This is a genomic window from Streptomyces sp. yr375, from assembly GCF_900110755.1.
GTDB lineage: Bacteria > Actinomycetota > Actinomycetes > Streptomycetales > Streptomycetaceae > Streptomyces.
Window position 1 is genome coordinate 145,635 of sequence record NZ_FOFF01000005.1, and the last position, 23,837, is coordinate 169,471.

23 protein-coding genes are annotated in these 23,837 nt (G+C 71.9%); 8 read left to right on the forward strand and 15 right to left on the reverse strand.

The window, feature by feature from the left end; translation table 11 throughout:
• Nucleotides 1-12: 12 nt before the first annotated feature.
• Nucleotides 13-891: a deoxyribonuclease IV gene (locus BMZ82_RS08090; protein WP_093773226.1), complete on the forward strand. Its 879-nt coding sequence runs from the start codon at nucleotides 13-15 to the stop codon at nucleotides 889-891.
• Between the two features lie 8 nt (nucleotides 892-899).
• On the opposite strand, the gene BMZ82_RS08095 is transcribed toward BMZ82_RS08090, so the two are convergent.
• Nucleotides 900-1,175 (reverse strand): hypothetical protein, encoded by a 276-nt coding sequence (locus BMZ82_RS08095; protein ID WP_093773228.1) that lies wholly within the window; start codon nucleotides 1,173-1,175, stop codon nucleotides 900-902.
• Nucleotides 1,176-1,241: 66 nt separating this feature from the next.
• Nucleotides 1,242-1,874, reverse strand: coding sequence for a sulfite oxidase-like oxidoreductase (locus BMZ82_RS08100; RefSeq protein WP_093773230.1), 633 nt, complete (start codon nucleotides 1,872-1,874; stop codon nucleotides 1,242-1,244).
• Between the two features lie 230 nt (nucleotides 1,875-2,104).
• On the opposite strand from BMZ82_RS08100, the gene bfr reads away from it, so the two are divergent.
• On the forward strand, nucleotides 2,105-2,584 hold the full coding sequence (gene bfr, locus BMZ82_RS08105; RefSeq protein ID WP_093773232.1) for a bacterioferritin: 480 nt from the start codon (nucleotides 2,105-2,107) through the stop codon (nucleotides 2,582-2,584).
• Between the two features lie 30 nt (nucleotides 2,585-2,614).
• Here bfr and BMZ82_RS08110 read toward each other — a convergent pair whose 3' ends face one another.
• Together BMZ82_RS08110 and BMZ82_RS08115 are read right to left on the reverse strand one after the other, a co-directional pair.
• The gene (locus tag BMZ82_RS08110) at nucleotides 2,615-2,866 is read right to left on the reverse strand and encodes a (2Fe-2S)-binding protein (protein WP_093773234.1); all 252 of its coding nucleotides are present in this window, start codon (nucleotides 2,864-2,866) and stop codon (nucleotides 2,615-2,617) included.
• A gap of 154 nt (nucleotides 2,867-3,020) precedes the next feature.
• On the reverse strand, nucleotides 3,021-4,373 hold the full coding sequence (locus tag BMZ82_RS08115) for a class II 3-deoxy-7-phosphoheptulonate synthase (protein ID WP_093773236.1): 1,353 nt from the start codon (nucleotides 4,371-4,373) through the stop codon (nucleotides 3,021-3,023).
• A gap of 96 nt (nucleotides 4,374-4,469) precedes the next feature.
• Between BMZ82_RS08115 and BMZ82_RS42650 the strand changes: the two genes are divergently transcribed.
• From BMZ82_RS42650 to BMZ82_RS08125, 3 genes are all read left to right on the forward strand, one after another.
• Nucleotides 4,470-4,538: a trp operon leader peptide gene (locus BMZ82_RS42650; protein WP_371271174.1), complete on the forward strand. Its 69-nt coding sequence runs from the start codon at nucleotides 4,470-4,472 to the stop codon at nucleotides 4,536-4,538.
• Between the two features lie 106 nt (nucleotides 4,539-4,644).
• Nucleotides 4,645-6,576 carry an anthranilate synthase family protein gene (locus BMZ82_RS08120; RefSeq protein ID WP_093773238.1) on the forward strand — a complete coding sequence of 644 codons (1,932 nt, stop codon included), beginning with the start codon at nucleotides 4,645-4,647 and terminating at the stop codon, nucleotides 6,574-6,576.
• 149 nt (nucleotides 6,577-6,725) lie between these two features.
• On the forward strand, nucleotides 6,726-7,253 hold the full coding sequence (locus BMZ82_RS08125) for a peptidase inhibitor family I36 protein (protein WP_093773240.1): 528 nt from the start codon (nucleotides 6,726-6,728) through the stop codon (nucleotides 7,251-7,253).
• A gap of 59 nt (nucleotides 7,254-7,312) precedes the next feature.
• On the opposite strand, the gene BMZ82_RS08130 is transcribed toward BMZ82_RS08125, so the two are convergent.
• The 5 genes from BMZ82_RS08130 to BMZ82_RS08150 form a co-directional block, all read right to left on the reverse strand.
• Entirely contained in the window at nucleotides 7,313-10,810 is a 3,498-nt protein-coding gene (locus tag BMZ82_RS08130; protein ID WP_093773242.1) for a BTAD domain-containing putative transcriptional regulator, read from the reverse strand.
• Nucleotides 10,811-10,964: 154 nt separating this feature from the next.
• Nucleotides 10,965-11,993: a 6-phosphofructokinase gene (locus BMZ82_RS08135; RefSeq protein ID WP_093773244.1), complete on the reverse strand. Its 1,029-nt coding sequence runs from the start codon at nucleotides 11,991-11,993 to the stop codon at nucleotides 10,965-10,967.
• Nucleotides 11,994-12,046: 53 nt separating this feature from the next.
• Nucleotides 12,047-12,766 carry a response regulator gene (locus BMZ82_RS08140; RefSeq protein ID WP_093773246.1) on the reverse strand — a complete coding sequence of 240 codons (720 nt, stop codon included), beginning with the start codon at nucleotides 12,764-12,766 and terminating at the stop codon, nucleotides 12,047-12,049.
• The gene (gene macS / locus BMZ82_RS08145) at nucleotides 12,763-13,980 is read right to left on the reverse strand and encodes a MacS family sensor histidine kinase (RefSeq protein WP_093773248.1); all 1,218 of its coding nucleotides are present in this window, start codon (nucleotides 13,978-13,980) and stop codon (nucleotides 12,763-12,765) included. The genes BMZ82_RS08140 and macS overlap by 4 nt, the downstream gene beginning before the upstream one ends.
• 47 nt (nucleotides 13,981-14,027) lie before the next feature.
• The gene (locus tag BMZ82_RS08150) at nucleotides 14,028-14,864 is read right to left on the reverse strand and encodes a lysophospholipid acyltransferase family protein (protein WP_093773440.1); all 837 of its coding nucleotides are present in this window, start codon (nucleotides 14,862-14,864) and stop codon (nucleotides 14,028-14,030) included.
• A 159-nt stretch (nucleotides 14,865-15,023) separates the two neighbouring features.
• Here BMZ82_RS08150 and BMZ82_RS08155 point away from each other — a divergent pair, with 159 nt between their 5' ends.
• A complete protein-coding gene (locus BMZ82_RS08155) occupies nucleotides 15,024-15,824 on the forward strand; it encodes an alpha/beta hydrolase (RefSeq protein WP_093773250.1) in 801 nt (266 codons plus the stop codon).
• Nucleotides 15,817-16,521 (forward strand): hypothetical protein, encoded by a 705-nt coding sequence (locus BMZ82_RS08160; RefSeq protein ID WP_093773252.1) that lies wholly within the window; start codon nucleotides 15,817-15,819, stop codon nucleotides 16,519-16,521. Before BMZ82_RS08155 ends, BMZ82_RS08160 begins: the two co-directional genes overlap by 8 nt.
• A gap of 9 nt (nucleotides 16,522-16,530) precedes the next feature.
• Here BMZ82_RS08160 and BMZ82_RS08165 read toward each other — a convergent pair whose 3' ends face one another.
• From BMZ82_RS08165 to BMZ82_RS08190, 6 genes are all read right to left on the reverse strand, one after another.
• Nucleotides 16,531-17,277 (reverse strand): endonuclease/exonuclease/phosphatase family protein, encoded by a 747-nt coding sequence (locus tag BMZ82_RS08165; protein ID WP_093773254.1) that lies wholly within the window; start codon nucleotides 17,275-17,277, stop codon nucleotides 16,531-16,533.
• Nucleotides 17,278-17,413: 136 nt separating this feature from the next.
• Nucleotides 17,414-18,367 carry an ROK family glucokinase gene (locus BMZ82_RS08170; RefSeq protein ID WP_093773256.1) on the reverse strand — a complete coding sequence of 318 codons (954 nt, stop codon included), beginning with the start codon at nucleotides 18,365-18,367 and terminating at the stop codon, nucleotides 17,414-17,416.
• Nucleotides 18,368-18,434: 67 nt separating this feature from the next.
• Nucleotides 18,435-18,950: a DUF5304 domain-containing protein gene (locus BMZ82_RS08175; protein WP_093773258.1), complete on the reverse strand. Its 516-nt coding sequence runs from the start codon at nucleotides 18,948-18,950 to the stop codon at nucleotides 18,435-18,437.
• Nucleotides 18,951-19,055: 105 nt separating this feature from the next.
• Nucleotides 19,056-20,222 carry an ArsA family ATPase gene (locus BMZ82_RS08180; protein ID WP_093773260.1) on the reverse strand — a complete coding sequence of 389 codons (1,167 nt, stop codon included), beginning with the start codon at nucleotides 20,220-20,222 and terminating at the stop codon, nucleotides 19,056-19,058.
• A 53-nt stretch (nucleotides 20,223-20,275) separates the two neighbouring features.
• Nucleotides 20,276-20,728: an SRPBCC family protein gene (locus BMZ82_RS08185; RefSeq protein ID WP_093773261.1), complete on the reverse strand. Its 453-nt coding sequence runs from the start codon at nucleotides 20,726-20,728 to the stop codon at nucleotides 20,276-20,278.
• Nucleotides 20,729-20,900: 172 nt separating this feature from the next.
• The gene (locus tag BMZ82_RS08190; RefSeq protein WP_177244431.1) at nucleotides 20,901-21,656 is read right to left on the reverse strand and encodes a metallophosphoesterase family protein; all 756 of its coding nucleotides are present in this window, start codon (nucleotides 21,654-21,656) and stop codon (nucleotides 20,901-20,903) included.
• A gap of 378 nt (nucleotides 21,657-22,034) precedes the next feature.
• Here BMZ82_RS08190 and BMZ82_RS08195 point away from each other — a divergent pair, with 378 nt between their 5' ends.
• The gene (locus BMZ82_RS08195; RefSeq protein WP_093773263.1) at nucleotides 22,035-23,831 is read left to right on the forward strand and encodes an AMP-dependent synthetase/ligase; all 1,797 of its coding nucleotides are present in this window, start codon (nucleotides 22,035-22,037) and stop codon (nucleotides 23,829-23,831) included.
• The last annotated feature ends 6 nt before the right edge of the window (nucleotides 23,832-23,837 follow it).

The window sequence follows — 23,837 nt, forward strand, 5'->3', positions numbered from 1 at the left end:
CACCCTGACGGGGTGAGTCCTGAAGCCCCCTTCCCCTCCCGCAACCCCGTCGGCGGCCATGTCCCCGTGGCCGGCGGCCTGCACGACGTGGGCATGTCGTACGCGGACGAACTCCGGGCCGAGACGGTCCAGGTGTTCGTCGCCAACCCGCGCGGCTGGGCCACACCGGTCGGCAACCCGCGGCAGGACGAGGCGTTCCGGGAGGCGTGCGCGGCGCGCTCGATGCCGGCGTACGTGCACGCGCCGTACCTGATCAACTTCGGCTCGCACACCGAGGCCACGGCCGAGAAGTCGGTGGAGTCGCTGCGGCACTCGCTGCGCCGGGGGCGGGAGATCGGCGCGCTGGGGGTGGTCGTGCACACGGGGAGCGCGACGGGCGGGCGGGAGCGGTCCGTGGCGCTGCAACAGGTGCGCGCGTATCTGCTGCCGCTGCTGGACGAGCTGACCCACGACGACGACCCGTTCCTGCTGCTGGAGTCCACGGCCGGCCAGGGTGCCTCGCTCTGCTCGCGGACCTGGGACTTCGGGCCGTACTTCGAGGCGCTGGACGCCCATCCCAAGCTGGGCGTCTGCCTCGACACCTGTCACATCTTCGCCGCCGGGCACGACCTGACCGGCCCGTCCGGCATGCACCAGACCCTGGACCTGCTGGTGGACACGGTCGGCGAGGGCCGCCTGAAGCTGATCCACGCCAACGACTCCAAGGACGTGGTCGGCGCCCACAAGGACCGCCACGAGAACATCGGCGCCGGCCACATCGGCGAGGACCCCTTCCGCGCCCTGATGACCCACCCGGCGACCGCGGGCGTCCCCCTGATCATCGAAACCCCCGGCGGCAAGGAGGGCCACACAGCAGACGTGGCCCGCCTGAAGAAACTACGGGACGACTGAGCCGCCGGTCAGTCCTCGTTCTCGAACAGCACCTGGGACGTGTCGACGATGTGCACCACGAGCACGATCAGCAGGCCGTCGCTGATGACGTACTCGATGGCCATGCTGTGGGTCAGCGCGAGGGAGCGGGTGTTCTCGTCACCGGAAATGGGCGACGAGATCTTGGTGCGGGGGTCCGTGGAGACTATGGCGAGGCCACGCTGGAGCAGCTCACGGCGGTCGTCCGGGAGGCTGTCACGCACGCGCGCCGCGGCCTCCGAGAAGATCACGTTGAAGACTGCCATCGGGGCTCCTTGCACGGTTGTCGCAGCATCCGGCACCGAGCCTACCGGCACCCGAGGTCGCGCAGGTCAGAGTTCCGGCCCGTCCCCCGGGGCCTCCTGGTAGGAGTAGCGCTGTTCCTTCCAGGGGTCGCCTACGTTGTGGTAGCCGCGTTCCTCCCAGAAGCCTCGGCGGTCGGCGGTCATGTACTCGATGCCGCGCACCCACTTGGGGCCCTTCCAGGCGTAGAGGTGGGGGACGACCAGGCGGAGCGGGAAGCCGTGTTCGGCGGTGAGGAGTTCGCCGTCCTTGTGGGTGGCGAAGATCGTGCGCTCGGCGGCGAAGTCGGACAGGCGCAGGTTGGAGCTGAACCCGTACTCGGCCCACACCATCACATGGGTGACGTTCGCGGCAGGTGGCGCGCACTCCAGAATGGTCCGGGCCTTGATCCCGCCCCACTCGGCGCCGAGCATGCTGAACTTCGTCACGCAGTGCAGATCGGCCATGACGGACGTGTACGGAAGGGCCGTGAACTCCTCGTGGTTCCAGCAGCGCTTCTCGCCGTCGGCGGTGGCGCCGAAGACCCTGAAATCCCAGCGCTCCGGCCGGAACCTGGGCACCGGACCGTAGTGCGTGACCGGCCAGCCCCGCTGCAGTCGCTGCCCCGGCGGAAGCTCGGACACCGCTTCCTCCCCAGACGCGCACTCCACCGGACGACCCATGGCTCCCATCCTGACAGACCCCGGACGGTGCACATGACCGGCCACGACCAGCCACGACCGGCCGAATATCGACCATGTGCCAACGATGTGCCGATCATGCGTCGAATCGGACAAGTGCTTCCAAGCATGCACTAACTTACTTAGTACGCACTTACTGGACGATCTTCGGCACCGGTGCAATCATGCGGCGGCAACCTCCCCCGACCCCCGACGTGGAAGGAGCCTCTGCGATGCAGGGCGACCCCGAGGTCATCGAGTTCCTCAACGAGCAGCTCACCGGCGAGCTCACCGCGATCAACCAGTACTTCCTCCACGCCAAGATGCAGGAGAACTTCGGCTGGACGAAGCTCGCGAAGTACACGCGGCACGAGTCGTTCGACGAGATGAAGCACGCGGAGGTGCTCACCGACCGGATCCTATTCCTGGACGGGCTGCCGAACTACCAGCGGCTCTTCCATGTGCGCGTGGGGCAGACCGTCAAGGAGATGTTCGAGGCCGACCGGCTGGTCGAGGTCGAGGCGATCGACCGCCTGAAGCGCGGCATCAAGGTGATGCGCGAAAAGGGTGACATCACGTCGGCGAACATCTTCGAGTCGATCCTCGAGGACGAGGAGCACCACATCGACTACCTCGACACCCAACTGGAACTGGTGGAGAAGCTCGGCGAGGCGCTCTACCTCGCGCAGCTCATCGAGCAGCCGGAGAGCTAGCAGCCGCAGAGCCGGCCGCCTTCGAAACGGCTACGCGGCTTCCCCGAGTTCCGTGCGCTCCGCGCGCTCGGCCAGCTCGGCGAGGACCGGTTCGCCGCGGTCGGCCAGGTCGCGGCGCGGGCAGGCGCCCCGGCCGAGGATCGCCTGGATCCGGCGGACGCACGAGCCGCAGTCGGTGCCGGCCTTGCAGGCGGAGGCGATCTGGCGGGGCGTGCAGGCTCCGTCCGCCGCGTGCCGCTGGACCTGCGCCTCGGTCACACCGAAGCAACTGCAGACGTACACGCGGATTCACCTCCCGCCGAGATCAATAAGGCTAACCTAACCTTACCCGGCGTCCGGAGGGCACAAAAGTGGAGTGGGGCGCGGATCGTATGTGATCCGCGCCCCACTCCATGTCCGGGCAAGCGCCGGGTGACTGCCGTGTGACTGCCGGTGGCTACTGGTCGCGGTACATCTCCGCGACGAGGAACGCCAGGTCGAGCGACTGGCTGCGGTTCAGGCGCGGGTCGCAGGCCGTCTCGTAGCGCTGGTGGAGGTCGTCGACGAAGATCTCGTCGCCGCCGCCCACGCACTCGGTGACGTCGTCGCCGGTCAGCTCGACGTGGATGCCGCCCGGGTGGGTGCCGAGGGCCTTGTGGACCTCGAAGAAGCCCTTGACCTCGTCGAGCACGTCGTCGAAACGGCGGGTCTTGTGACCGGAGGCCGCCTCGTAGGTGTTGCCGTGCATCGGGTCGGTGATCCAGGCGACGGTCGCGCCGGAGGCGGTGACCTTCTCGACCAGCTCGGGCAGCTTGTCGCGGACCTTGTCGGCGCCCATGCGGACGATGAAGGTCAGTCGGCCCGGCTCCCGGTCCGGGTCGAGGCGCTCGATGTACTGCAGCGCCTCCTCGGCCGTGGTCGTCGGGCCGAGCTTGATGCCGACCGGGTTGCGGATCTTCGAGGCGAACTCGATGTGCGCGTGGTCCAACTGCCGGGTGCGCTCACCGATCCACACCATGTGCGCCGAGACGTCGTACAGCTTCCCGGTGCGGGAGTCGACCCGGGTCAGGGCGGACTCGTAGTCGAGGAGCAGCGCCTCGTGCGAGGAGTAGAACTCGACGGTCTTGAACTCCTCCGGGTCGACCCCGCAGGCGTGCATGAAGTGCAGTGCCTGGTCGATCTCGCGGGCGAGCTGCTCGTAGCGCTGGCCGGAGGGGGACGACTTCACGAAGTCCTGGTTCCAGGCGTGCACCTGGCGCAGGTCGGCGTAACCGCCGGTGGCGAAGGCGCGGACCAGGTTGAGCGTGGAGGCGGACGCGTTGTACATCCGCTTCAGGCGCTCGGGGTCCGGGATGCGGGCCGCCTCGTTGAACTCGAAGCCGTTGACCGAGTCGCCCCGGTACGTCGGCAGCGTCACTCCGTCGCGGGTCTCGGTGCCCTTGGAGCGCGGCTTGGAGTACTGCCCGGCGATCCGACCGACCTTGACGACCGGCACGGACGCGGCGTACGTGAGCACGGCGCCCATCTGGAGCAGCGTCTTCAGCTTGTTGCGGATCTGGTCGGCGGACACCGCGTCGAAGGCCTCCGCGCAGTCGCCGCCCTGGAGGAGGAACGCCTCTCCCTTGGCGACGGCCGCCATCCGGGCGCGCAGCTGATCGCACTCGCCCGCGAAGACGAGCGGCGGATACGACTCGAGGTCCGCGATCACTGCGCGCAGAGCCTCGGTGTCGGGGTACTCGGGCTGCTGCGCCGCGGGCAGGTCTCGCCAGGTGTTGCCAGCGCTCGCGCTGGTCTTAGCGTTCACGGTCACGGAGTCAACATTACGGGGTCGTGTCGAGTCGTTTTGGCACGGCTCGACAGGTGAGACGCCCACCCGCTCAGATGCGTGTGGGATAGGGTGCGGCTCATGTTCGCGCTTTCGACCCAGAACCCGATCCAGAACTGGTGGTGGACCGCTCATCCGGCGGCCCACTGACTGCGCGTAGACACGACTTCGCGAAGGCCGCCCCGAGGGGCGGCCTTCGCTGTTCTCCAGCACCGGGCCGTTCCTCACACCGCTCACCACCGACGGAAGAGGAACCATGGACCTGGCACAGCTCTCGCACGACGACCGTCCCTTCGCCCTGTTGCGCCGTCGCGCCCCGGGCCGCGACCACGACCTGATCGAGGTCATGATCGGCCCGGTCGGCAGCCACGACCGGCTCGCCGACCTCCCCGGCGAGGGCCTGGCGCTCGTCCCGTTCCGGCAGCTCCGCGAGCGCGGCTTCGACGTCCGCGACGACGGCACACCGCTGGCCTTCCTCACCCCCGAGGAGCGCTACGAGATCCCGCTCGCCGACGCCCTCGCGCAGCTCCCCGTGCACGACGTCCAGGTCAGGGGCGGCGGCTTCGACGTGGGCGACGAGGAGTACGCGGAGATCGTCGGGCGGGTGCTGCGGGACGAGATCGGGCGGGGCGAGGGCGCGAACTTCGTGATCCGGCGGACCTACGAGGGGACGATCGACGGTTTCGGCCGGGCCGACGCCCTCGCGCTGTTCCGGCGGCTGCTGGTGGGCGAGCGGGGCGCGTACTGGACGTTCGTCGTGCACACCGGGGACCGGACGCTGGTCGGGGCCAGCCCCGAGGTCCATGTGCGGATGTCGGGCGGCACGGTCGTCATGAACCCGATCAGCGGGACGTACCGGTATCCGGCGCAGGGGCCGACGCCGGAGCATCTGCTCGGCTTCCTCGCCGACGGCAAGGAGATCGAGGAGCTGTCGATGGTCGTCGACGAGGAGCTCAAGATGATGTGCACCGTCGGCGACCGGGGCGGGGTGGTGGTCGGCCCCCGGCTGAAGGAGATGGCGCATCTCGCGCACACCGAGTACGAGCTGCGCGGGAAGTCCTCGCTGGACGTGCGGGAGGTCCTGAAGGAGACGATGTTCGCGGCGACCGTCACCGGCTCGCCGGTGCAGAACGCCTGCCGGGTCATCGAGCGGCACGAGGCCGGCGGGCGCGGCTACTACGCGGGGGCACTGGCGCTGCTCGGCCGGGACAGCGGCGGGGCGCAGACCCTCGACTCCCCCATCCTCATCCGCACCGCCGACATCGACGCGGCCGGGCGGCTGCGGGTGCCGGTCGGCGCCACGCTGGTGCGGGGCTCGGACCCGGCGGGCGAGGTCGCGGAGACCCACGCGAAGGCGGCGGGGGTGCTGGCGGCTCTGGGCGTACGGCCGCCTCGGCCCCGTGCGCAGGACACGCGCCCCAGGCTGGCCGACGACCCCCGGGTGCGGGCCGCGCTGGACGGGCGCCGGGCGTCGCTCGCGCCGTTCTGGCTGCGGATGCAGGAGCCGACGGCGGAACTGACCGGGCACGCGCTGGTCGTCGACGGCGAGGACACCTTCACGGCGATGCTCGCGCACGTGCTGCGGTCGAGCGGGCTGGAGGTGAGCGTGCGGCGCTTCGACGAACCCGGGCTGCGGGCGGCGGTGCTCGGGCACGCGGGGCCGGTCGTGCTGGGACCCGGGCCCGGTGACCCGGCCGATCCGGCCGACCCGAAGATGCGGTTCCTGCGGGAGCTGACCGCGCTGATCCTGCGGGAGCACCGGTACGGCGTCCTCGGGGTCTGCCTCGGGCACGAGCTGATCGCGGCGGAGCTGGGCCTGGACATCGTACGGAAGGAGGTGCCGTATCAAGGGGCGCAGACGGCCGTGGAGTTGTTCGGGCGGGCGGAGACCGTCGGGTTCTACAACAGCTTCGTGGCGCACTGCGACGACGAGGCGCTGCGGGAGCTGGCCGCGCACGGGGTGGAGGTGAGCCGTGCCGCGAACGGGGAGGTGCACGCGGTGCGGGGGCCCGGCTTCGCGGGCGTGCAGTTCCATCCGGAGTCGGTGCTGACGCTGAACGGGGCGGTGATCGTGCGGGAGTTGCTGGGGGCGCTGCGGCCGGGTGTTGCCGGTCGGTTGCCGGTTCTTGCCGGTCCTGATGCGTCGCCGGGCTCGATGAGCGGCGATTCCGCAGGTCAGGAGGGGTAGGCGGCGTGGGCGGCAGGTACAGGGAGACTCCAGCACCGGCAACAGGGCGCTTCCTAAAGTCCGGGGTGTCGAACAGCGCTGCGGGCCCGGGACCGCAGCGGACCGGCACAGGTACGAACGCCCCGCACCACACCACGGAGGTACACGGAATGCGATACGCCCTGACCGCTCTTCTCACCGCGGCCGGAACCGGACTGGCACTGCTCGGCGGCGCCGGCGCCGCCGATGCCGCGCCCGCGACCACGCCCGCGACCGCACGGCCCACGGTTCAGCAGCAGATCGACGGCATCCTGGCCAAGGACCCGGCCGCCGTCCAGACCGGCAAGTCCTCCGTCTCCTGGGACAAGGGCGCCGTCACGCTGCGGCTGGCCGGTACGGCGGGCGAGGACGCGTGCGGCAGCGACCGGTTCTGCCTGTGGCAGGACATCGACTTCGGCGGCCGCATGGTCAGTTGGAAGGGGACCTCGGCGCTGTGCGGCGCGGGCCGGGTCATCAACCTTCCGGAGTACGGGTTCAACGACACGGCCTCGTCCTGGGTGAACAACTCCGACTACATCGTCGACGTCTGGGACGACATCGACAAGGGCGGCAACCGGCTCTGGACGATGTACCCGGGGTCGTCGTCCTCGGTCGCTCCCGACGGCGACTCCTCGTCCAGTCTGAACTGCTACTCCTGACGTTGATCTCGGCTCTCGCAGGCCGTCCGGCCTGCTGAGATCTCCCGTCTGAGGGTGCGTCACCCCTGCCCGGCGATCCGGTGTCGTAGGGCCGTGGCCTCCGGAGCGCCGAGGGCGTCGAGGATCGCCAGGGCCTGCGACCAGTACGGCACCGGATCGGCGTCGGCGGTCGCGGCGGTGGCCCGGCCGAGGATGTCCAGGGCCTCGGCCTGCCCCTTGCGGTAGCCGGTCTCACGGTGGGCCGCGAGTGCCTGGCGGGCGTACTCGACGGCGCCGGCCGGCTTCCCGTGCTCCAGTTCGCAGCGGGCGAGCACCGTCAGCGCCTCGTTCTCCACCAGGCGGTATTCGGAAGACCTGGCCAGCTCCAGCGCGGCGGTGGCCAGCTTGCGGTCGGTGGGGAAGGTGACGGAGGCCAGCCCGAGCAGGGCGCGCGCCTCGATGTTGCGGGCGCCGCTCGTGCGGGCCGCTGCCAGCGCCTCTTCAAAAGCCGCGGCCGCCTCTTCCCGGCGGCCGACGGCCAGCAGGACCCCGCCGAGATCGAGTCGGGTGTGGGTGCGGCCGGTGCCGTCGCCGTCCTCCTCGCCGAGGACGGCGGCGGCCCGGACCGCTTCCAGGGCGCCCGCCAGATCCCCGGTGTCGCACCGGACGCGGGCGGCCAGCCGCAGGGTGAGCGACTCGAGGTCCTGATAGCCCACCTCGTGGGCCAGCGGCAGCAGGTTCTCCAGCCGTCGCCGCGTCTGCGCCGGCTCGCCGAGCAGGTGGTGCAGTTCCGCGAGATCGGCCGCGTTGAGCACCTGGACGACCTGTGAGCCCATCGTCGGAAGGAGTTTCTCCGCCCTGCGGTAGCAGTCCAGCGCTTCGCGCAGGCGGCCCAGGTCGCGCAGGGTGTGCCCGAGGTTGACGAGCACCGAGGGGTGCCCGTGCGGCAGGCCGTTGCGCTGGTCGAGTGTCATGGCGTGGTCGAGGTGCTCGGCGGCGAGCCGCAGCCGGCCGCTGTTCTGGGCGACGATGCTGATGTTGTTGTGGGCTGTTGCCGCGCCGTCCACCCAGTCGGCGGCCTCGGCCAGCCTCAGCAGTTGTTCGTAGTGGGCGATCGAGGAGTCCGGGCGCCCCTGCTGGTGGTGGGCGTCGCCCAGGAGGTTGTGCATGGCGGCCTCGGCGAGCGGCCGGCCGGCCTGCCGGGCGGCTGTCAGGGCGGCTTCGCCGACCGCGAGCCAGTCGACGGTGTACTTCTGGGTCCACAGACAGCCGCGCAGCCCGTCGGCGAGCTGCCAGGCGGCCGGATGGCCCTCGGCGGCGGCCCGGTGGACGACCGCGGCGAGGCCCGGCAGTTCGACGTCCAGCCAGCGCGCGGCGGCCGAGGCGTCGGCCAGGTCGGGCAGCGGGACGAGGGGCGCGGGGGCCTCGCCGGGTTCGTCGTCCGCGCCGGGCATGCGCTGGGCGCCGGGGTAGAGCAGTCGCGCGCAGCGGTTCACGGCGGCCAGCAGCCACGCGTACAGCCGGGCGGACGCGGCTTCGCGTGCCGTGTCGGGCTCCTCCAGCCGCAGTCGCTCGGCCGCGTACAGCATCAGCAGGTCGTGGCAGCGGTAGCGGCCGCGCCGGTGTTCGCGGATCAGGTGGGCGGCGCTGAGCTGTTCCAGCAGCCGGGCGGCCTCGCGCGAAGCGGTGCAGGTGAGGACGGCGGCGGCCGCGACCCCGATGTCGGGTCCGGGCACCAGGGCCAGCAGCCGGAACAGTCGGCGGACCGGCGCGGGCAGCGCGTGGTAGGAGAGGCTGAAGGCGGTCCGCACCGCGGACTCGTCGTCCCCGGCCACGGACAGCAGCCCCAGCCGGTCCCCTTCGCACAGTTCGTCGGCCTGGTCCCGCAGGGCGCGCCGGGGCGCGTGGTCCAGGTTGGCGGCGGAGATCCGCAGGGCCAGCGGGAGATGGCCGCAGGCGTCGGCGAGTTCGGCGGCGGCTTCCGGCTCCGCCTCGACGCGTGCCCTGCCGAGCGTGCGGACCAGCAGCAGCCGGGACTCCTCGGCCCCGAACACGTCCACCGGGAGGCGGTGCGCGCCGTCGCGGACGGCCAGTCCCGCCAGCCGGTCGCGGCTGGTGACCAGCACCAGGCAGCCGGGGCCCCCGGGCAGCAGCGGCCGGACCTGGTCCACATCGACCGCGTTGTCCAGGACGACCAGCATGCGCCGCCCGGCGGTCAGGGTCCGGTACAGGTCGGCGGCGGCCTCGGGCGTGCCGGGTATCCGCTCGCTCGCCACGCCCAGTGCCAGCAGGAACCGGACCAGTGCCTCGACGGGGCGCAGCGGTGCCGCCTCCGGCGAGTACCCGCGCAGGTCCACGAAGAGCTGGCCGTCCGGGAAGTGGTCGCGGGCCCGGTGTGCCCAGTGCACCGCCAGGGCGGTCTTGCCGACGCCCGCGGCGCCGGTGAGCGCGCAGATTCCGGTGCCGGGTCCGGGGCGCAGCGCGTCCAGGCGGGTCAGTTGCTCGTCGCGGCCGGTGAAGTAGGGCAGGTCGTACGGCAGCAGGGCGGGCGGTGTGAGCGAGGTCGCCGACGCGGTGACCGCCGGGCGTGGCAGGTCCATCCGTAAGACGCGTAAGTGGGCTTCCGTCACCTCCGGCCCGGGGGTGACTCCGAGTTGGTCGTCCAGGCGGGTCCGCAACCGCGCGAACAGGGCCAGGGCGGCGGCCTGTTGGCCCGAGGCCGCCAGCGCGAGCATCGTGCGGGCGTGGACGCCTTCGTGCAGCGGGTCCAGGTCCGCGGCCTTCTGGAGTTCGGGGAGGGCGTCCGCCGGCCGGCCCAGCGCCAGCGCCCCGTCCGCGTACGCCTGGACGAGGGACATCCGCAGCCGGGTCAGCGCCACCGCCGACGGGTGCTCGCGTACCTGGGGCGACGCGTCGCACAGGACGGCGCCCCGCCACAGCCGCAGCCCCGCGCCGGACTGCCGGAACGCCTCGTCCGGGGCGTCGGCGACGGCCCGCGCCGCCAGTTCGGTGAACTCGGCGGCGTCCGACTGGCCTTGCGCGAGGTGCAGCAGATAGCCGGTCCGGGTGCGGCGCAGCACCCCGTCCGACGCCTGCCCGGCCTGCGCGGGCTCGTGCGCCGGGGCGAGGATGCGGCGCAGGCGGGCGATGTACGTATGGACCAGGTTCAGGCAACTGGCGGGCGGGCGGCCCTCCCACAGGGCGTCGATGATCTCGTCCTGTCCGACGGACAGTCCCGGCTGAAGGGCCAGCAGGCCGAGCAGGTCTCGTGCTTTGGCCGCCCCGACCTCCGCGGTCTGTCCCGCCACCCGCAGCATCAGCGGACCGAGCACCCCGACCCGCAGCAGGTCCGCGTCGCCTGGCACCTCGTCGGTTTCCGTCGGGTCGGCTTCCAGCCCCAGGGCCGCGATCAGCCGCAGCAGCGAACGGCTGTGGGGGGACGGCGCGCGCCCGCGTTCGATCTCGCGGATGCTGCGCGTACTGATCCCGGCCCGTTCGGCGAGCTGGTGCTGGCTCAGCCCCAGTTGCGCGCGCCGGTCACGAAGCCTGACGCCCCATTGCTCGGACGTGAGTGCCAATGATTCCGCCCCCTCCGGTGCCGGGCGGGGGCGGACCGCTCCTGGTCGGGGACCGGCCGGGTCTCCCGTCCCTGTGGCAGCGATCCCTGGCGGTCAGCATAGAGGGCACGGGGCGGGGCGGCGGGGGTGCTGTCGCCCTCTGACCGGTCCGCCGCTAGCCGAAGAACACCCCTGCCTCCGCGTACAGTTGCGGGTTCACGGTCTTCAGACGGGCCGTCGCCTGTGCGATCGGTACGCGGACGATGTCCGTGCCGCGCAGGGCGACCATCGTGCCGAAGTCGCCCTCGTGGACGGCGTCGATGGCGTGCAGGCCGAACCGGGTGGCGAGCCAGCGGTCGAAGGCGCTCGGGGTGCCGCCGCGCTGGACGTGGCCGAGGACCGTCGTACGGGCCTCGTTCCCGGTCCGGCGTTCGATCTCCTTGGCGAGCCACTCGCCGACGCCGGACAGCCGGACGTGTCCGAAGGAGTCCAGCGAGCCGTCCTTCAGGACCGCCTCGCCGTCCTTCGGCATCGCGCCCTCGGCGACGACCACGATCGGCGCGTAGGAGGAGCGGAAGCGGGAGGTCACCCAGGCGCAGACCTGGTCGACGTCGAAGCGCTGCTCGGGGATGAGGATGACGTTGGCGCCGCCGGCCAGGCCCGAGTGCAGGGCGATCCAGCCGGCGTGCCGGCCCATCACCTCGACGACCAGGACCCGCATATGGGACTCGGCGGTGGTGTGCAGCCGGTCGATGGCCTCGGTGGCGATGCCGACGGCGGTGTCGAAGCCGAAGGTGTAGTCGGTGGCGGAGAGGTCGTTGTCGATGGTCTTCGGGACGCCGACGCAGGGGACGCCGTGGTCGTCGGAGAGGCGGGCGGCGACGCCGAGGGTGTCCTCGCCGCCGATCGTGATGAGCGCCTCGATCCGCTGCCCCGACAGGGTCCGCCTGATACGGGCGACGCCGTCCCGCTCCTTCAGCGGGTTGGTCCGCGAGGAGCCGATGATGGTGCCGCCCCGGGGCAGGATGCCGCGCACGGCCGGGATGCCGAGGGGGACCGACCGGCCGTCCAGGAGACCCCGCCAGCCGTCCCGGAACCCGGTGAACTCATGGCCGTACTCCTGCACGCCCTTGCGGACGACGGCCCGGATGACGGCGTTGAGGCCGGGGCAGTCCCCGCCACCGGTCAGTACTCCGACGCGCATGGACGTGTCCCCTCACCGCGGTTGACCGACGCAGTGTCAGTGTGACGCGCGTCTCACTCGTCGTCGAGGCCTCGTTCGATGGCGTACCGGACCAGTTCCACCCTGTTGTGCAGTTGCAGCTTGCCGAGGGTGTTCTGGACGTGGTTCTGGACCGTGCGGTGGGAGATGACGAGGCGTTCGGCGATCTGCTTGTAGCTGAGGCCCTTGGCGACCAGCCGCAGCACCTCGGTCTCGCGGTCGGTGAGCCGGGGCGCGTCGGACGCGTCGCCGCCGCCGGTGGCGGGGCCGGGGTCGGAGGCCAGCCGGCGGTACTCGCCGAGGACCAGTCCGGCCAGGCCCGGGGTGAACACCGGGTCGCCGACGGCCGTCCGGCGCACCGCGTCCAACAGCTCCTCCGTGGACGCCGACTTCAGCAGATAGCCGGTCGCGCCCGACTTCACCGCCTCCAGCACGTCGGCGTGCTCACCGCTCGCCGACAGCACCAGGACCCGCAGCGTGGGGTCGGCGGCGACGACCTCCTTGCACACCTGGACACCCGGCTTCGCGGGCAGGTTCAGGTCCAGTACGAGGACGTCGGGCATGGTGGCCTTGGCACGGCGTACGGCCTGCTCGCCGTCGCCCGCGGTGGCGACCACGTCCAACCCGGACTCGGCGAGGTCCCGGGCGACCGCGTCCCGCCACATGGGGTGGTCGTCGACCACCATGACCCTGATCGGGCACCGGTCGCCGGGTTCCGCGCGTTCCGTGCGCGTCTCTTCGTTCGTCTCGTTCATCGCCGTCCCGCCTTCTGCTCCTTCGGCACCGTCAGTTCGACCTCCGTGCCCTGGCCCGGGGTCGAGATCAGCTCGGCGCTGCCGCCGAGGTCGCGCAGCCGGCCCCGGATCGACTGGGCGACCCCGAGCCGCCCCTCGCCCTCGGCCTGCGCGAGCCGCCCCTCCGGGATGCCGGGCCCGTCGTCCCGGACGGTGACGATCACCTCGCCGGGCTCGTCCTCGACCAGGATCCAGGCCCGCGCGTCCGGCCCCGCGTGCCTGCGTACGTTGTCCAGGGCGGCCCCGACGGCGGCGGCCAGCTCCCGCGCGGCGGGCCCGGGCAGCAGCACCGGGGCGCCGGGCTCGGCGAGGTTGACACGGGCGGCGGCGAAGGGGGCGAGCAGCGCGCGCAGGTCGGCGGGGGCGTCCGCGTCGTCCCCGGTGTCCTCGTCGACGACGCGTACGACGGCCCCCTCGGCCTCGTCCTCCGACACCCGGGAGACCGGTACGAGCCCGCCGGAGACCAGGGTGCGCAGCGCGACCTCCTGTTCACCGGCGAGGCGGCCCAGCTCGGCCGCCTCGCCGCCCAGGACCGCGCCGCGCCGCTGCACCATGGCCAGCACCTGGAGCACGCCGTCGTGGATGTCCCGGGCGAGGCGCTCGCGTTCCCGGGTGGTGGCCTCGATCTCCAGGGCGCGGGCGAGGGTGCGCTCGGAGGCGCGGGCGACCTCGACGACGTAGCCGATGGCGATGGAGGCGACCCAGACGAGGACCACGTTGTGGACGGTGTCGCGGGCCGGGTGGCCGCGCTCGATCAGGTTGGCGACGGCGACCGGCGTGGAGGCGAACGCGGCCCACCGCCAGCCGCCCTTGATGGCGAACGCGAGGACCGGCCCGGCCGTCCATATCGACGGCAGGGTGGGCCCGCCGTGGTCGATGAAGCCGTCCTTGACGACCAGCGGGGTGAGGACGATGCCGGTGAGCGCGACGGTGAGGTCGACGGCGAGGAATCGTTTCGTGCAGGCTGCCGCGTTCTGCACCCGGGGCAGGGTGGCGAGCGTCCAGACGAAGAGGACGGCGAAGTAGGCGAGGGCGATGCCGGGCCGGTCGAAGTTCTCGTGGACGGCGGCGAACAGGCCGAGCGCGTACAGCATCGTCAGCAGCCGGTAGCCGGCGAGCGCGCGCCACAGCGGCAGCTCGACCGACATCCTCATGACTCTCTCGCGCCTGGCCATCCGCCCAGTCCCCCCGCCCGCCAGCCTGCCCGCCCCCGGAGCGCCGACTACTGGGCTTCTCTGCCTTCTGTCTCTGCTTCTTCTGCTTCTGCCTCTTCTTGTGCCGCTGCCTCGGCCGCCGCTTCGGCTTCTTCCATTTCCTTCTTGGCCTGGTCCTTCTCGGCCTGCGCGAGCGCCGCCTTCGCGGCCTTCTCCGCTTCCCGGTCGGCCTTCGCCGCGTCCGCGATCTGCCGCTTGGCGGCGGTCGCGTAGATGTCGACGTACTCCTGGCCGGAGAGCTTCATGATCTCGTACATGACCTCGTCGGTCACCGCGCGCAGGACGAAGCGGTCGTGGTCCATGCCCTGGTAGCGGCTGAAGTCCAGCGGCTTGCCGATGCGGATGCCGGGCCGCATGAGCTTCGGCATGACCTGCCCGGGGGGCTGGATCTTCTCCGTGTCGATCATGGCGACCGGGATCACGGGCGCGCCGGTGGCGAGCGCCACGCGCGCGAGGCCGCCCGGTTTGCCGCGGTAGAGGCGGCCGTCGGGCGAGCGGGTGCCCTCCGGGTAGATGCCGAACAGCTCGCCGCGCTCCAGCACGTCGATGCCGCTCTTGATGGCGGCCTCGCCGGCCCCGCGCGCGCCCGAGCGGTCCACCGGGAGCTGGCCGACGCCCTTGAAGAAGGCCGCCGTCAGCCGGCCTTTCACACCGGGCGTGGTGAAGTACTCGGCCTTCGCGATGAAGGTGACCTTGCGGTCGAGGATCGCGGGCAGGAAGAACGAGTCGGAGAACGACAGGTGGTTGCTCGCCAGGATCGCGGGGCCCTCGGCGGGGATGTGCTCGAGGCCTTCCACCCAGGGCCGGAAGGTGACCTTCAGCGGTCCCCCGATAGCGACCTTCATCGCGCCGTACAACAAGCGAGTGCCTCCTGTGTGTGTCATCAGACCATATCCCGGAGTGTCGGCAATGGCTCCGACGACCCTGGTCGGTGTCAGTGGGGTCGCGTACGGTGAAGCACACGTCCCTCCCACGAAGAACAGACGAAGAACAGGAGACCGAAGTTGCCGGTCCTTCCTGGAGCCGAGCCGTACCGCCATGAGGGCGGGGAGGTCGGGGTCCTCCTCTGCCACGGCTTCACCGCCTCCCCGCAGTCGCTGCGCCCCTGGGCGCGCCATCTGGCCGGGCGGGGGCTGACCGTCTCACTGCCCCTGCTGCCGGGGCACGGCACGCACTGGCAGGACATGGCGGTCACCGGCTGGCAGGACTGGTACGCGGAGGTGGACCGCGAGCTGCGCGCCCTGCGCGCCCGTTGCGCGCGCGTGTTCGTGGCCGGTCTGTCGATGGGCGGCACGCTGGCCCTGCGGCTGGCCGCGAAGCACGGCGAGGGCGGGGGCGCGGGCTTGGGCGGGGTCGAGGGCGTCATCGTCGTCAACCCGGCGAACAAGGTGCACGGGCTGTCGGCGTACGCCCTTCCGGTGGCCCGTCATGTCGTCCGGTCGACGAAGGGGATCGCGAGCGACATCGCGAAGGACGGCGTCTTCGAGATCGGGTACGACCGGGTGCCGCTGCACTCTGCCCACTCCCTGCGGACCTTCCTGCGGCTGGTCGACGCCGAGTTGCCACAGGTCACCCAGCCGCTGCTGGTGCTGCGCAGCGTGCGGGACCATGTCGTGCCGGCGGCCGACCCGGCCCGGGTCCTCAGCCGGGTGTCGTCGACGGACGTGACCGAGATCCTGCTGGAACAGAGCTACCACGTGGCAACGTTGGACCACGATGCGGACCGGATCTTCGAGGAGAGCTACGCGTTCATCGCCCGGATCGCGCCCAGTGTCGGCAAGGAAGGGACGGCCGTAGGTGGCTGAGCACGACTCCGACCGCGAGGACCGGGAGAACCGGGACGAGCGGGACGGCCGGGACGGCCTCGACGGCCGCGACGGTCTGGATGCCCGTACGGGCCGCGAGCCGGAGGAGCAGAGCGTGCCCTTCGACGAGGCCGCCGCGTGGGCGGCGATCGTCGCGGGGTACGGCGAGGAGCCGGTGGACCCGCCGGGCGCGAAGCCGTTCAAGTCGGTCGAGGACCTGGCGCTCCTCGAGGTCGGGACGAACGACGAGGGGTCGTCCGGGGCGGACCCGGGGCCGGAGGCCGGACCGGAAGCCGGGCCGGAATCCGGCAAAGAGCCCGAGCAGGACCCCGCCGAGGAGAAGAAACCGGCCAAGCCGCTGGGCAGCTCGATCTCCTTCGCACCGGGCGTCGGCCCGCGCGACTACACGGCTCCCGAGCAGGCGGAGGAGGACTTCGACGAGGACGACGAGGGGCACTTCGTCCCGCCGGAGCCGCCGCCGCTGCCCGCCGCCGACACCACGGCCAAGTTCGCCTGGCTCGGGGTGCTCGGCGGGCCGGTGCTGCTGCTGGCCGCGGTGCTGCTGGGCTGGGAGATGACGTGGTGGCTGTCGACCGTCTGCATCGGCGGCTTCCTCGGCGGGTTCGCCACCCTGGTGGCGCGGATGCGGCCGGACGACGAGGACGAAGAGGGGCCGGGGCGGGGAGCCGTCGTCTGACGCGGATTGTCAGCTTGCGGGGATTCTGAGGGCGGCGAGGACCGGGAGGTGGTCCGTGGCCGCCCTCAGGTCGTGTTCGGTGACTCCCGGGAGCTCGTTCGGCACGCCGCAGCCCAGTACCTCCACGCCCTTCGTCGCGAAGATTCCGTCGATACGGCGCTTCGGCCCGGTGGACGGGAACGTGTGCTCGGTGCCCCAGGGGGCGGCCGTGCGGCAGTCCTGGAGGTCGGCTGCCAGACGGGCGAAGGTGCGGCCCTGCGGTTTCTCGTTGATGTCGCCGCCCACCACCGCGTGCTCCACGCCCATCCCTGCGAGCCGGTCGAGGAGCATGCCGCCCTGGTCGTAGCGCTCCTCGCGGTCGAGGCTGAGGTGGCAGGCGACGACGCCCAGGCGGGTGCCCGCGAAGCGGACGACGGCGGTGGCCAGGCCGCGGCGGAACTCGCCGGGGGTGAGGGGCAGGAGGACGTCCTCGGTACGTTCGACGGTCGCCCTCAGCGAGCAGAGGATCGCGGGGCCGGCCGCTGTGCCGCCACCGGTGAGGATCACCTGGCCGGTGGCTGAGGCGAGGCGGGCCAGTTTCTTGCGCCAGCGGAAGAAGAGGGGGGATTCCTGGAGGAGGACCAGGTCGGGGGCGCAGGCGGTGATGACACGGGCGAGGGCGTCGGTGTCGTCCCGCATCGAGCGGATGTTGTAGGTGAGGACCCGGATGACGGCCGAACCGTCGGACTCGGTGCGGGAGTTGGGGAGCGGCGGCATGGTGGTCAATTTACGCCTGTTGGGGTGGGGCGCGGGGGTTTTGTGCGCGAGTGCCGGTTCGTCGTGGCTGGTCGCGCCCACGCGGCGGAGCCGCACATGGATAGAGCCCCGCGCCCCTGGGTAGACGCAGTGAACGTCACATGATGGGGTCGGGTTCCCTTGCCAGGTCCGCCGCGCCCACCAGGCCCGCCTCGTTGCCGAGTTGGGCGGCGATGACCTCGGCGACCGGGCGCCAGTTGCCGCCTACCAGCCAGCGTTTGTAGGACTTGCGGATCGGGTCCAGGACCAGTTCGCCCTCGTCGGAGAGACCGCCGCCGACGATGAAGGCGGACGGGTCGAAGAGGGAGGCCAGGTCGGCGAGGCCGGCGCCGGCCCAGCGGGCCAGCTCGCGGTAGGAGTCGACGGCGACCGGGTCGCCCTGGCGGGCGGCCATCGAGATGTGCTTGCCCTCGATGCCCTCGGGGCTGCCGTCGCCCAGGCCGAGGAGGAGTTCGGCGTTCTCCGGGGTGGCGTTGGCGCGCTGCTTGGCGTAGCGCACGAGGGCGCGGCCGGAGGCGTACTGCTCCCAGCAGCCCTGCGAGCCGCAGCCGCACAGCAGGCCGTCCGGCACCATGCGGATGTGGCCGAACTCGGCGGCGACGCCGAAGTGGCCGCGGCGCAGCTTGTTGCCGATGATGATGCCGCCGCCGAGGCCGGTGCCGAGGGTGATGCAGATGACGTTGCGGTGGCCCTTGCCCGCGCCGAACTTGTACTCGCCCCACGCGGCGGCGTTGGCGTCGTTCTCGACCACGACCGGGAGGCCGACGCGGGCCTGGACCTTCTCCTGGAGCGGCTCGTTGCGCCAGTCGATGTTGGGGGCGAAGTAGACCGTGGAGCGCTGGCGGTTGACGTAGCCGGCGGCGCCGATGCCGACGCCGACGATCTCGTGTCCGGCGCGGGCGCCCTCGACGGCGGAGGCGATGGCGTCCACGATGCTCTCGGGCGTGCCCGGGGTCGGCACCTTGTGGGTCGAGAGGATGTTGCCTTCCTCGTCGACCACACCGGCCGCGATCTTCGTACCGCCGATGTCGACGCCGATGGTGAGTCCCATGAATCCCTCAGTTTCGGTCGAGCCCCGCTACGGCCAACCGTACCCGAGGCCCTGCCGCTGGAGGGCCTCAATCCAGGTCGATGCGCTGGCCGGGACCGGTGTCGTCGCCGCCGTCGCGGCCCGGGCGGCGGGGGTCCTCGCGCGGGTCGTCGGCGCCGGTCGTCCAGCGTCGTTCCTGGGTCTGGACGGCGGAGCGGTAGGCGGCGAGGAGCTCGGTGCCGGCGGCCGCGAGATGGTCGAAGACGTCCGGGTTGCGCTCGATGACGGGGTCCACGGCGGCCTTCGCCTGCTGGACGACCTGCCGGACCACCTGCTGGGCGGCCGGCCCGGCGACCGCCCCGAGCAGCGGGGACTGGATCGACGACAGTTTCTCGCCGACCGCGTCGACGAGCCTGCGCAGTTCCTCGGCGGCCGAGCCCGGGGGCGGGCCGTGCCGCTCGCGGCGGCGGGCCTGCTCCGCCGCCAGGTCCTCGGCGGTGGCGGTGGCCCAGGCGTCGGCGTCGCTCGCGCGGGGCGCGTCGTCGACGGGCTCTGTCCCGGCGGGCTCCCCGGCGGCGTCGGGCGTGGGGCGCTCTTCGCTCATGACGGACTCCTGACGACTCCAGGCGGGTCCCGGTGGACGCCGCCTGCTCACGGCTCGTCTCTACGACGTTACCCGAACGGCGGTACGTCGTTCATCGTGCGCGCGTCAGCGCGGCTGCGGCCACAGCCCGGGGTCGGGTGCGAACCGTACGCACAGCTCGCCGTCGCGCAGGGCGGCGCCGTCGACGGTGCAGCGGCGCAGGGCGGAGGGCAGCGCGACGATGCGGCGGAACGGGCCGGCGGTGACGACGAGTTCGTCGCCGCGGCGGACGAGGTCGAGCTCGTCGCGGACGGCGCCGGGCAGCGGGAGGCGCCAGACGAGCACGCCGTCCTGCGCGAGCCGGTCGGCGACGGGCCACTCGACCGGGGAGGTGGCCGGGTTGACGGCGGGCACCGCGAGGCCGGTGAGGTCGTCGGCGCCGCGGGGGTCGTGGCCGAGGTGGGCGACGGGGCGCGCGCTCTCGCCCCACTCCCCCAGGGCCTTGTGCTGCTGGGTGACGAGCCGGCCGAGCGGGCCGTCGTCGCCGGCCGTCTCGGGCAGGACGCGGTTGGCGACGAGGGACTCGACGGGCAGGGCGCGCAGGGCGAGGCCGAGGCGGGCGTCGCGGACGGCGTCGGCGCCGGCCGGTCCGGGCTCGGCGACGAGGCGTACGGCGGTGTCGCGGTCGGCGAGGACGGCTTCGACGGCGGCCAGTTCCAGGTCCCAGCGGGCGGTCGTCTCGTAGAGCCACTCGGCGGGCATCGGGACGCCGGCGAGGCGGCCGAGCATGGGGCGCAGGGCGCGGGCGGCCTGCCGTTCGGGTGGGAGCAGGCGGCGCAGGTAGCGGCGCAGTTCCTCGGGGAGGGCCAGCAGGGCGAGGGCCTGGGCGACGGGCGGCAGGTCGACGACGAGGAGGTCGTGCGTCTCGGAGAGGGCCGCGTCGCGCAGGGCGCGCAGGAGGGTGAGTTCCTCGGCGCCGGGGAGGGGGGTGACCTCCTCGGGGTCGAGCCGGGAGGCGCCGAGCAGGTCGAGGACGGTGGTGGCGCGGTCCTGGAAGGCGGTCAGGTCGTCCCGGAAGCCGGCCGTGGCGTCGGGGCGCCAGGCGGTGAGGTACGGGGTGACCCTTACGGGGCGCGCCCCGGTGGGCGTCCCGAGTGCCGCGCCGAGGGTGTCGGCGCGGTCGGCGCTGAGCACGAGGGTGCGGGTGCCTCCGGCGGCCGCGTGGTGCGCGGTGGCGGCGGCGACTGTCGTACGGCCGCTGCCGCCGGGGCCGGTGATCAGGAGGGTGCGCATGAGGGGGAACCGTAACCGAGGAGGGGTGGGGCCTTGCCGTGCTTCTCCCCGCCTTACTTCTCCCCGGGATCCCCCGACTCCACGCGCTTCTTCAGGCCCGCGAGCGCCCGGTCGATGATGACCTTCTCCGCCTTGCGCTTGATCATGCCCAGCATGGGGATCTTGACGTCCACGGTGAGCTGGTAGGTGACGACGGTCGCGCCCGCGCCGGCCGACTTGAGGAGGTAGGAGCCGTCGAGCTGGCGCAGCATCTGGGACTTCACGAGCGTCCAGGACACCTCGTAATCGCCGGTCCAGGTGTAGCCGAGGACCTGGTCGTCCTTGATGGCGCCGGCGTCCATGACCAGGCGGACCTGTTCGGCGCGGCCCTGCCCGTCGGTCGCGAGGACCTCGGCCTGCTTCACCTCTCCGGTCCAGTCCGGGTAGCGGGCGAAGTCGGCGATCACCGCCATGACGTCGGCCGGTGCCGCCTCGATCGTGATGCTCGAGCTGGTGTGTTCCGCCATCGCGGTGGCTCCTCCAGATGCGGGCCGGTACGTGCGGGCCGGTGCGTGTGCAGCGTGTTCGTGGGTGCAGCGCGTACGTGTGCGGCGTGTACGTGGGTGCAGCGTGAAGGCTACCGCGCGCCCGGCCGGCCGCCGTCACCCGGAGTCCAGGTCGCCGCCGCCGTATGGCCCGTCACCACTCCAGCGCCCATGGCTTCCCGCTGCCCGCGAAGTGCCCGACGTTGACGCATTCGGTCGCCCCGATCCGCATCCGGGGGGCGAGCGGCTGGTGGACGTGGCCGAAGAGCGAGTACCGGGGGCGGGTGCGGCGGATGGCGTCCAGCAGGGCGCGGCTGCCGCGTTCGAAGCGGCGCGCCACGGTGTCGTAGACGAGTTCCGGGACCTCGGGCGGGATGTGGGTGCACAGTACGTCGACCTCGCCGACGGCCTCGATCTTCGCCGCGTACTCCTCGTCGCTGATCTCGTACGGGGTGCGCATGGGTGTGCGCAGGCCGCCGCCCACGAAGCCGAAGACCCGGCCGCCGATCTCCACCCGCTCGCCGTCCAGGACGGTGGTGCCCGGTCCGGCGAACTCCGGCCACAGTTGCGGCATGTCGACGTTGCCGTAGGTCGCGTACGTCGGGGTCGGGAACGCCGCGAACAGCTCGCCGTACTGTTTGCGGACCGCCTGCTCGATCAGTGCGGCCCGGTCGCCGCCGATGCCGCCCCACAGCCGGGCGCCGAGTTCGCGGGCCTCCTCGAAGCGGCGGGCGGTGCGCAGTTCGACGATGAGGTCGGCGTTCGCCTCGCCGAAGAGGTCGGGGAAGATGCCGCGGGAGTGGTCGGCGTAGTCCAGGAACAGCACCAGGTCGCCCAGACAGATCAGCGCGTCCGCGCCTTCTCCGGCGCGGGCCAGGTCGCGCACGTTGCCGTGCACGTCGCTGACCACGTGAATGCGTGTGCTGTGGTTGCCGGGCGGTGTGGGTGCCATGTCGATCAAGGGTAAAGGTGTGCGGCATACGTGAACAGTGGCCACCCGGATACCGGTTACTGGCCAGTCAGTAAAGCGGTGGACTACTGTCAGCCGGGAAACACCGAGTCTGTGTGACGCGGCGAACATCTCGCCGGACCCCCTGTCGAAGAAGCCATACCGACGGGTAACGTCCGGGCAGTCCAGTCGTGCTCAGGATTTCGAACATCGGGATCCACCGGGATCCACCAGGTCCCGTCGGGTCCCACCGAGACACCTGAGCACAGCCCGAGCCTTGGACCGCACCGTCGCATCACACAACGTCGTGGCGCCGGCGCCCTATGAGGAGCAGCAGTCTTGCGCGAGTTCAGCCTTCCGGCTTTGTACGAGGTCCCTGCGGACGGCAACCTGACCGACATCGTCCGCAGAAACGCCGCGCAGCATCCCGACGTCGCCGTCATCGCCCGCAAGGTGGGCGGCGCCTGGCAGGACGTGACGGCCACGGCCTTCCTGGCCGAGGTGCAGGCCGCCGCCAAGGGCCTCATCGCCTCCGGTGTCCAGCCCGGCGACCGGGTCGCCCTGATGTCGCGCACCCGCTACGAGTGGACGCTGCTCGACTTCGCGATCTGGTGCGCGGGCGCGGTCACCGTCCCGGTGTACGAGACCAGCTCGGCGGAGCAGGTGCAGTGGATCCTCTCCGACTCGGGCGCCACCGCCATGATCGTCGAGCTGGACGGCCACGCCGCCGCCGTCGAGTCGGTGCGTGACTCGCTGCCCACGCTGAAGCACGTCTGGCAGATCGAGGCCGGGGGCGTCGAGGAGCTCGGGCGGCTCGGCAGGGACGTCTCCGACGCGGCGGTCGAGGAGCGCGGCGCGCAGGCCAAGGCCGACGACCCGGCGACCATCGTCTACACGTCCGGTACGACGGGCCGGCCCAAGGGCTGTGTGCTCACGCACCGCAGTTTCTTCGCCGAGTGCGGGAACGTCGTGGAGCGGCTGCGGCCGCTGTTCCGCACGGGCGAGTGCAGTGTGCTGCTGTTCCTGCCGCTGGCGCACGTCTTCGGCCGGCTGGTGCAGATCGCGCCGATGATGGCGCCGATCAAGCTGGGCACCGTCCCGGACATCAAGAACCTCACCGACGAGCTGGCGTCCTTCCGGCCGACGCTGATCCTGGGCGTGCCGCGGGTCTTCGAGAAGGTCTACAACTCGGCGCGCGCGAAGGCGCAGGCGGACGGCAAGGGCGCGATCTTCGACAAGGCGGCGGACACCGCGATCGCGTACAGCAAGGCGCTGGAGCTGCCGGCGGGCCCGCCGCTCGGTCTGAAGATCAAGCACAAGGTGTTCGACAAGCTGGTCTACAGCAAGCTGCGCGCGGTCCTCGGCGGCCGGGGCGAGTACGCGATCTCCGGCGGCGCGCCGCTCGGCGAGCGCCTCGGTCACTTCTTCCGCGGCATCGGCTTCACCGTCCTGGAGGGCTACGGCCTGACGGAGTCCTGCGCGGCGACCGCCTTCAACCCGTGGGACCGGCAGAAGATCGGCACGGTCGGGCAGCCGCTGCCGGGCTCGGTGGTGCGGATCGCGGACGACGGCGAGGTGCTGCTGCACGGCGAGCACCTGTTCAAGGAGTACTGGAACAACCCGGCGGCGACCGCCGAGGCGCTGGCCGACGGCTGGTTCCACACCGGTGACATCGGCACCCTCGACGAGGACGGCTATCTGCGGATCACCGGCCGCAAGAAGGAGATCATCGTCACCGCGGGCGGCAAGAACGTCGCTCCGGCCGTGATCGAGGACCGGATCCGCGCGCACGCGCTGGTCGCGGAGTGCATGGTGGTGGGCGACGGGCGGCCGTTCGTGGGCGCGCTGGTCACCATCGACGAGGAGTTCCTGGGCCGTTGGGCCGCCGACCACGGCAAGCCGGCGGACTCGACCGCGGCGTCGCTGCAGGGCGACGCCGACCTGTTGGCCGCCGTCCAGTCGGCGGTCGACGACGGCAACGCCGCGGTCTCGAAGGCGGAGTCGGTGCGGAAGTTCCGCATTCTGTCCTCCCAGTTCACGGAGGATTCGGGCCATCTCACGCCGTCGCTGAAGCTCAAGCGCAACGTCGTGGCGAAGGACTACGCGGGCGAGATCGAGGCCATCTACGCCAAGTAGCCGCCC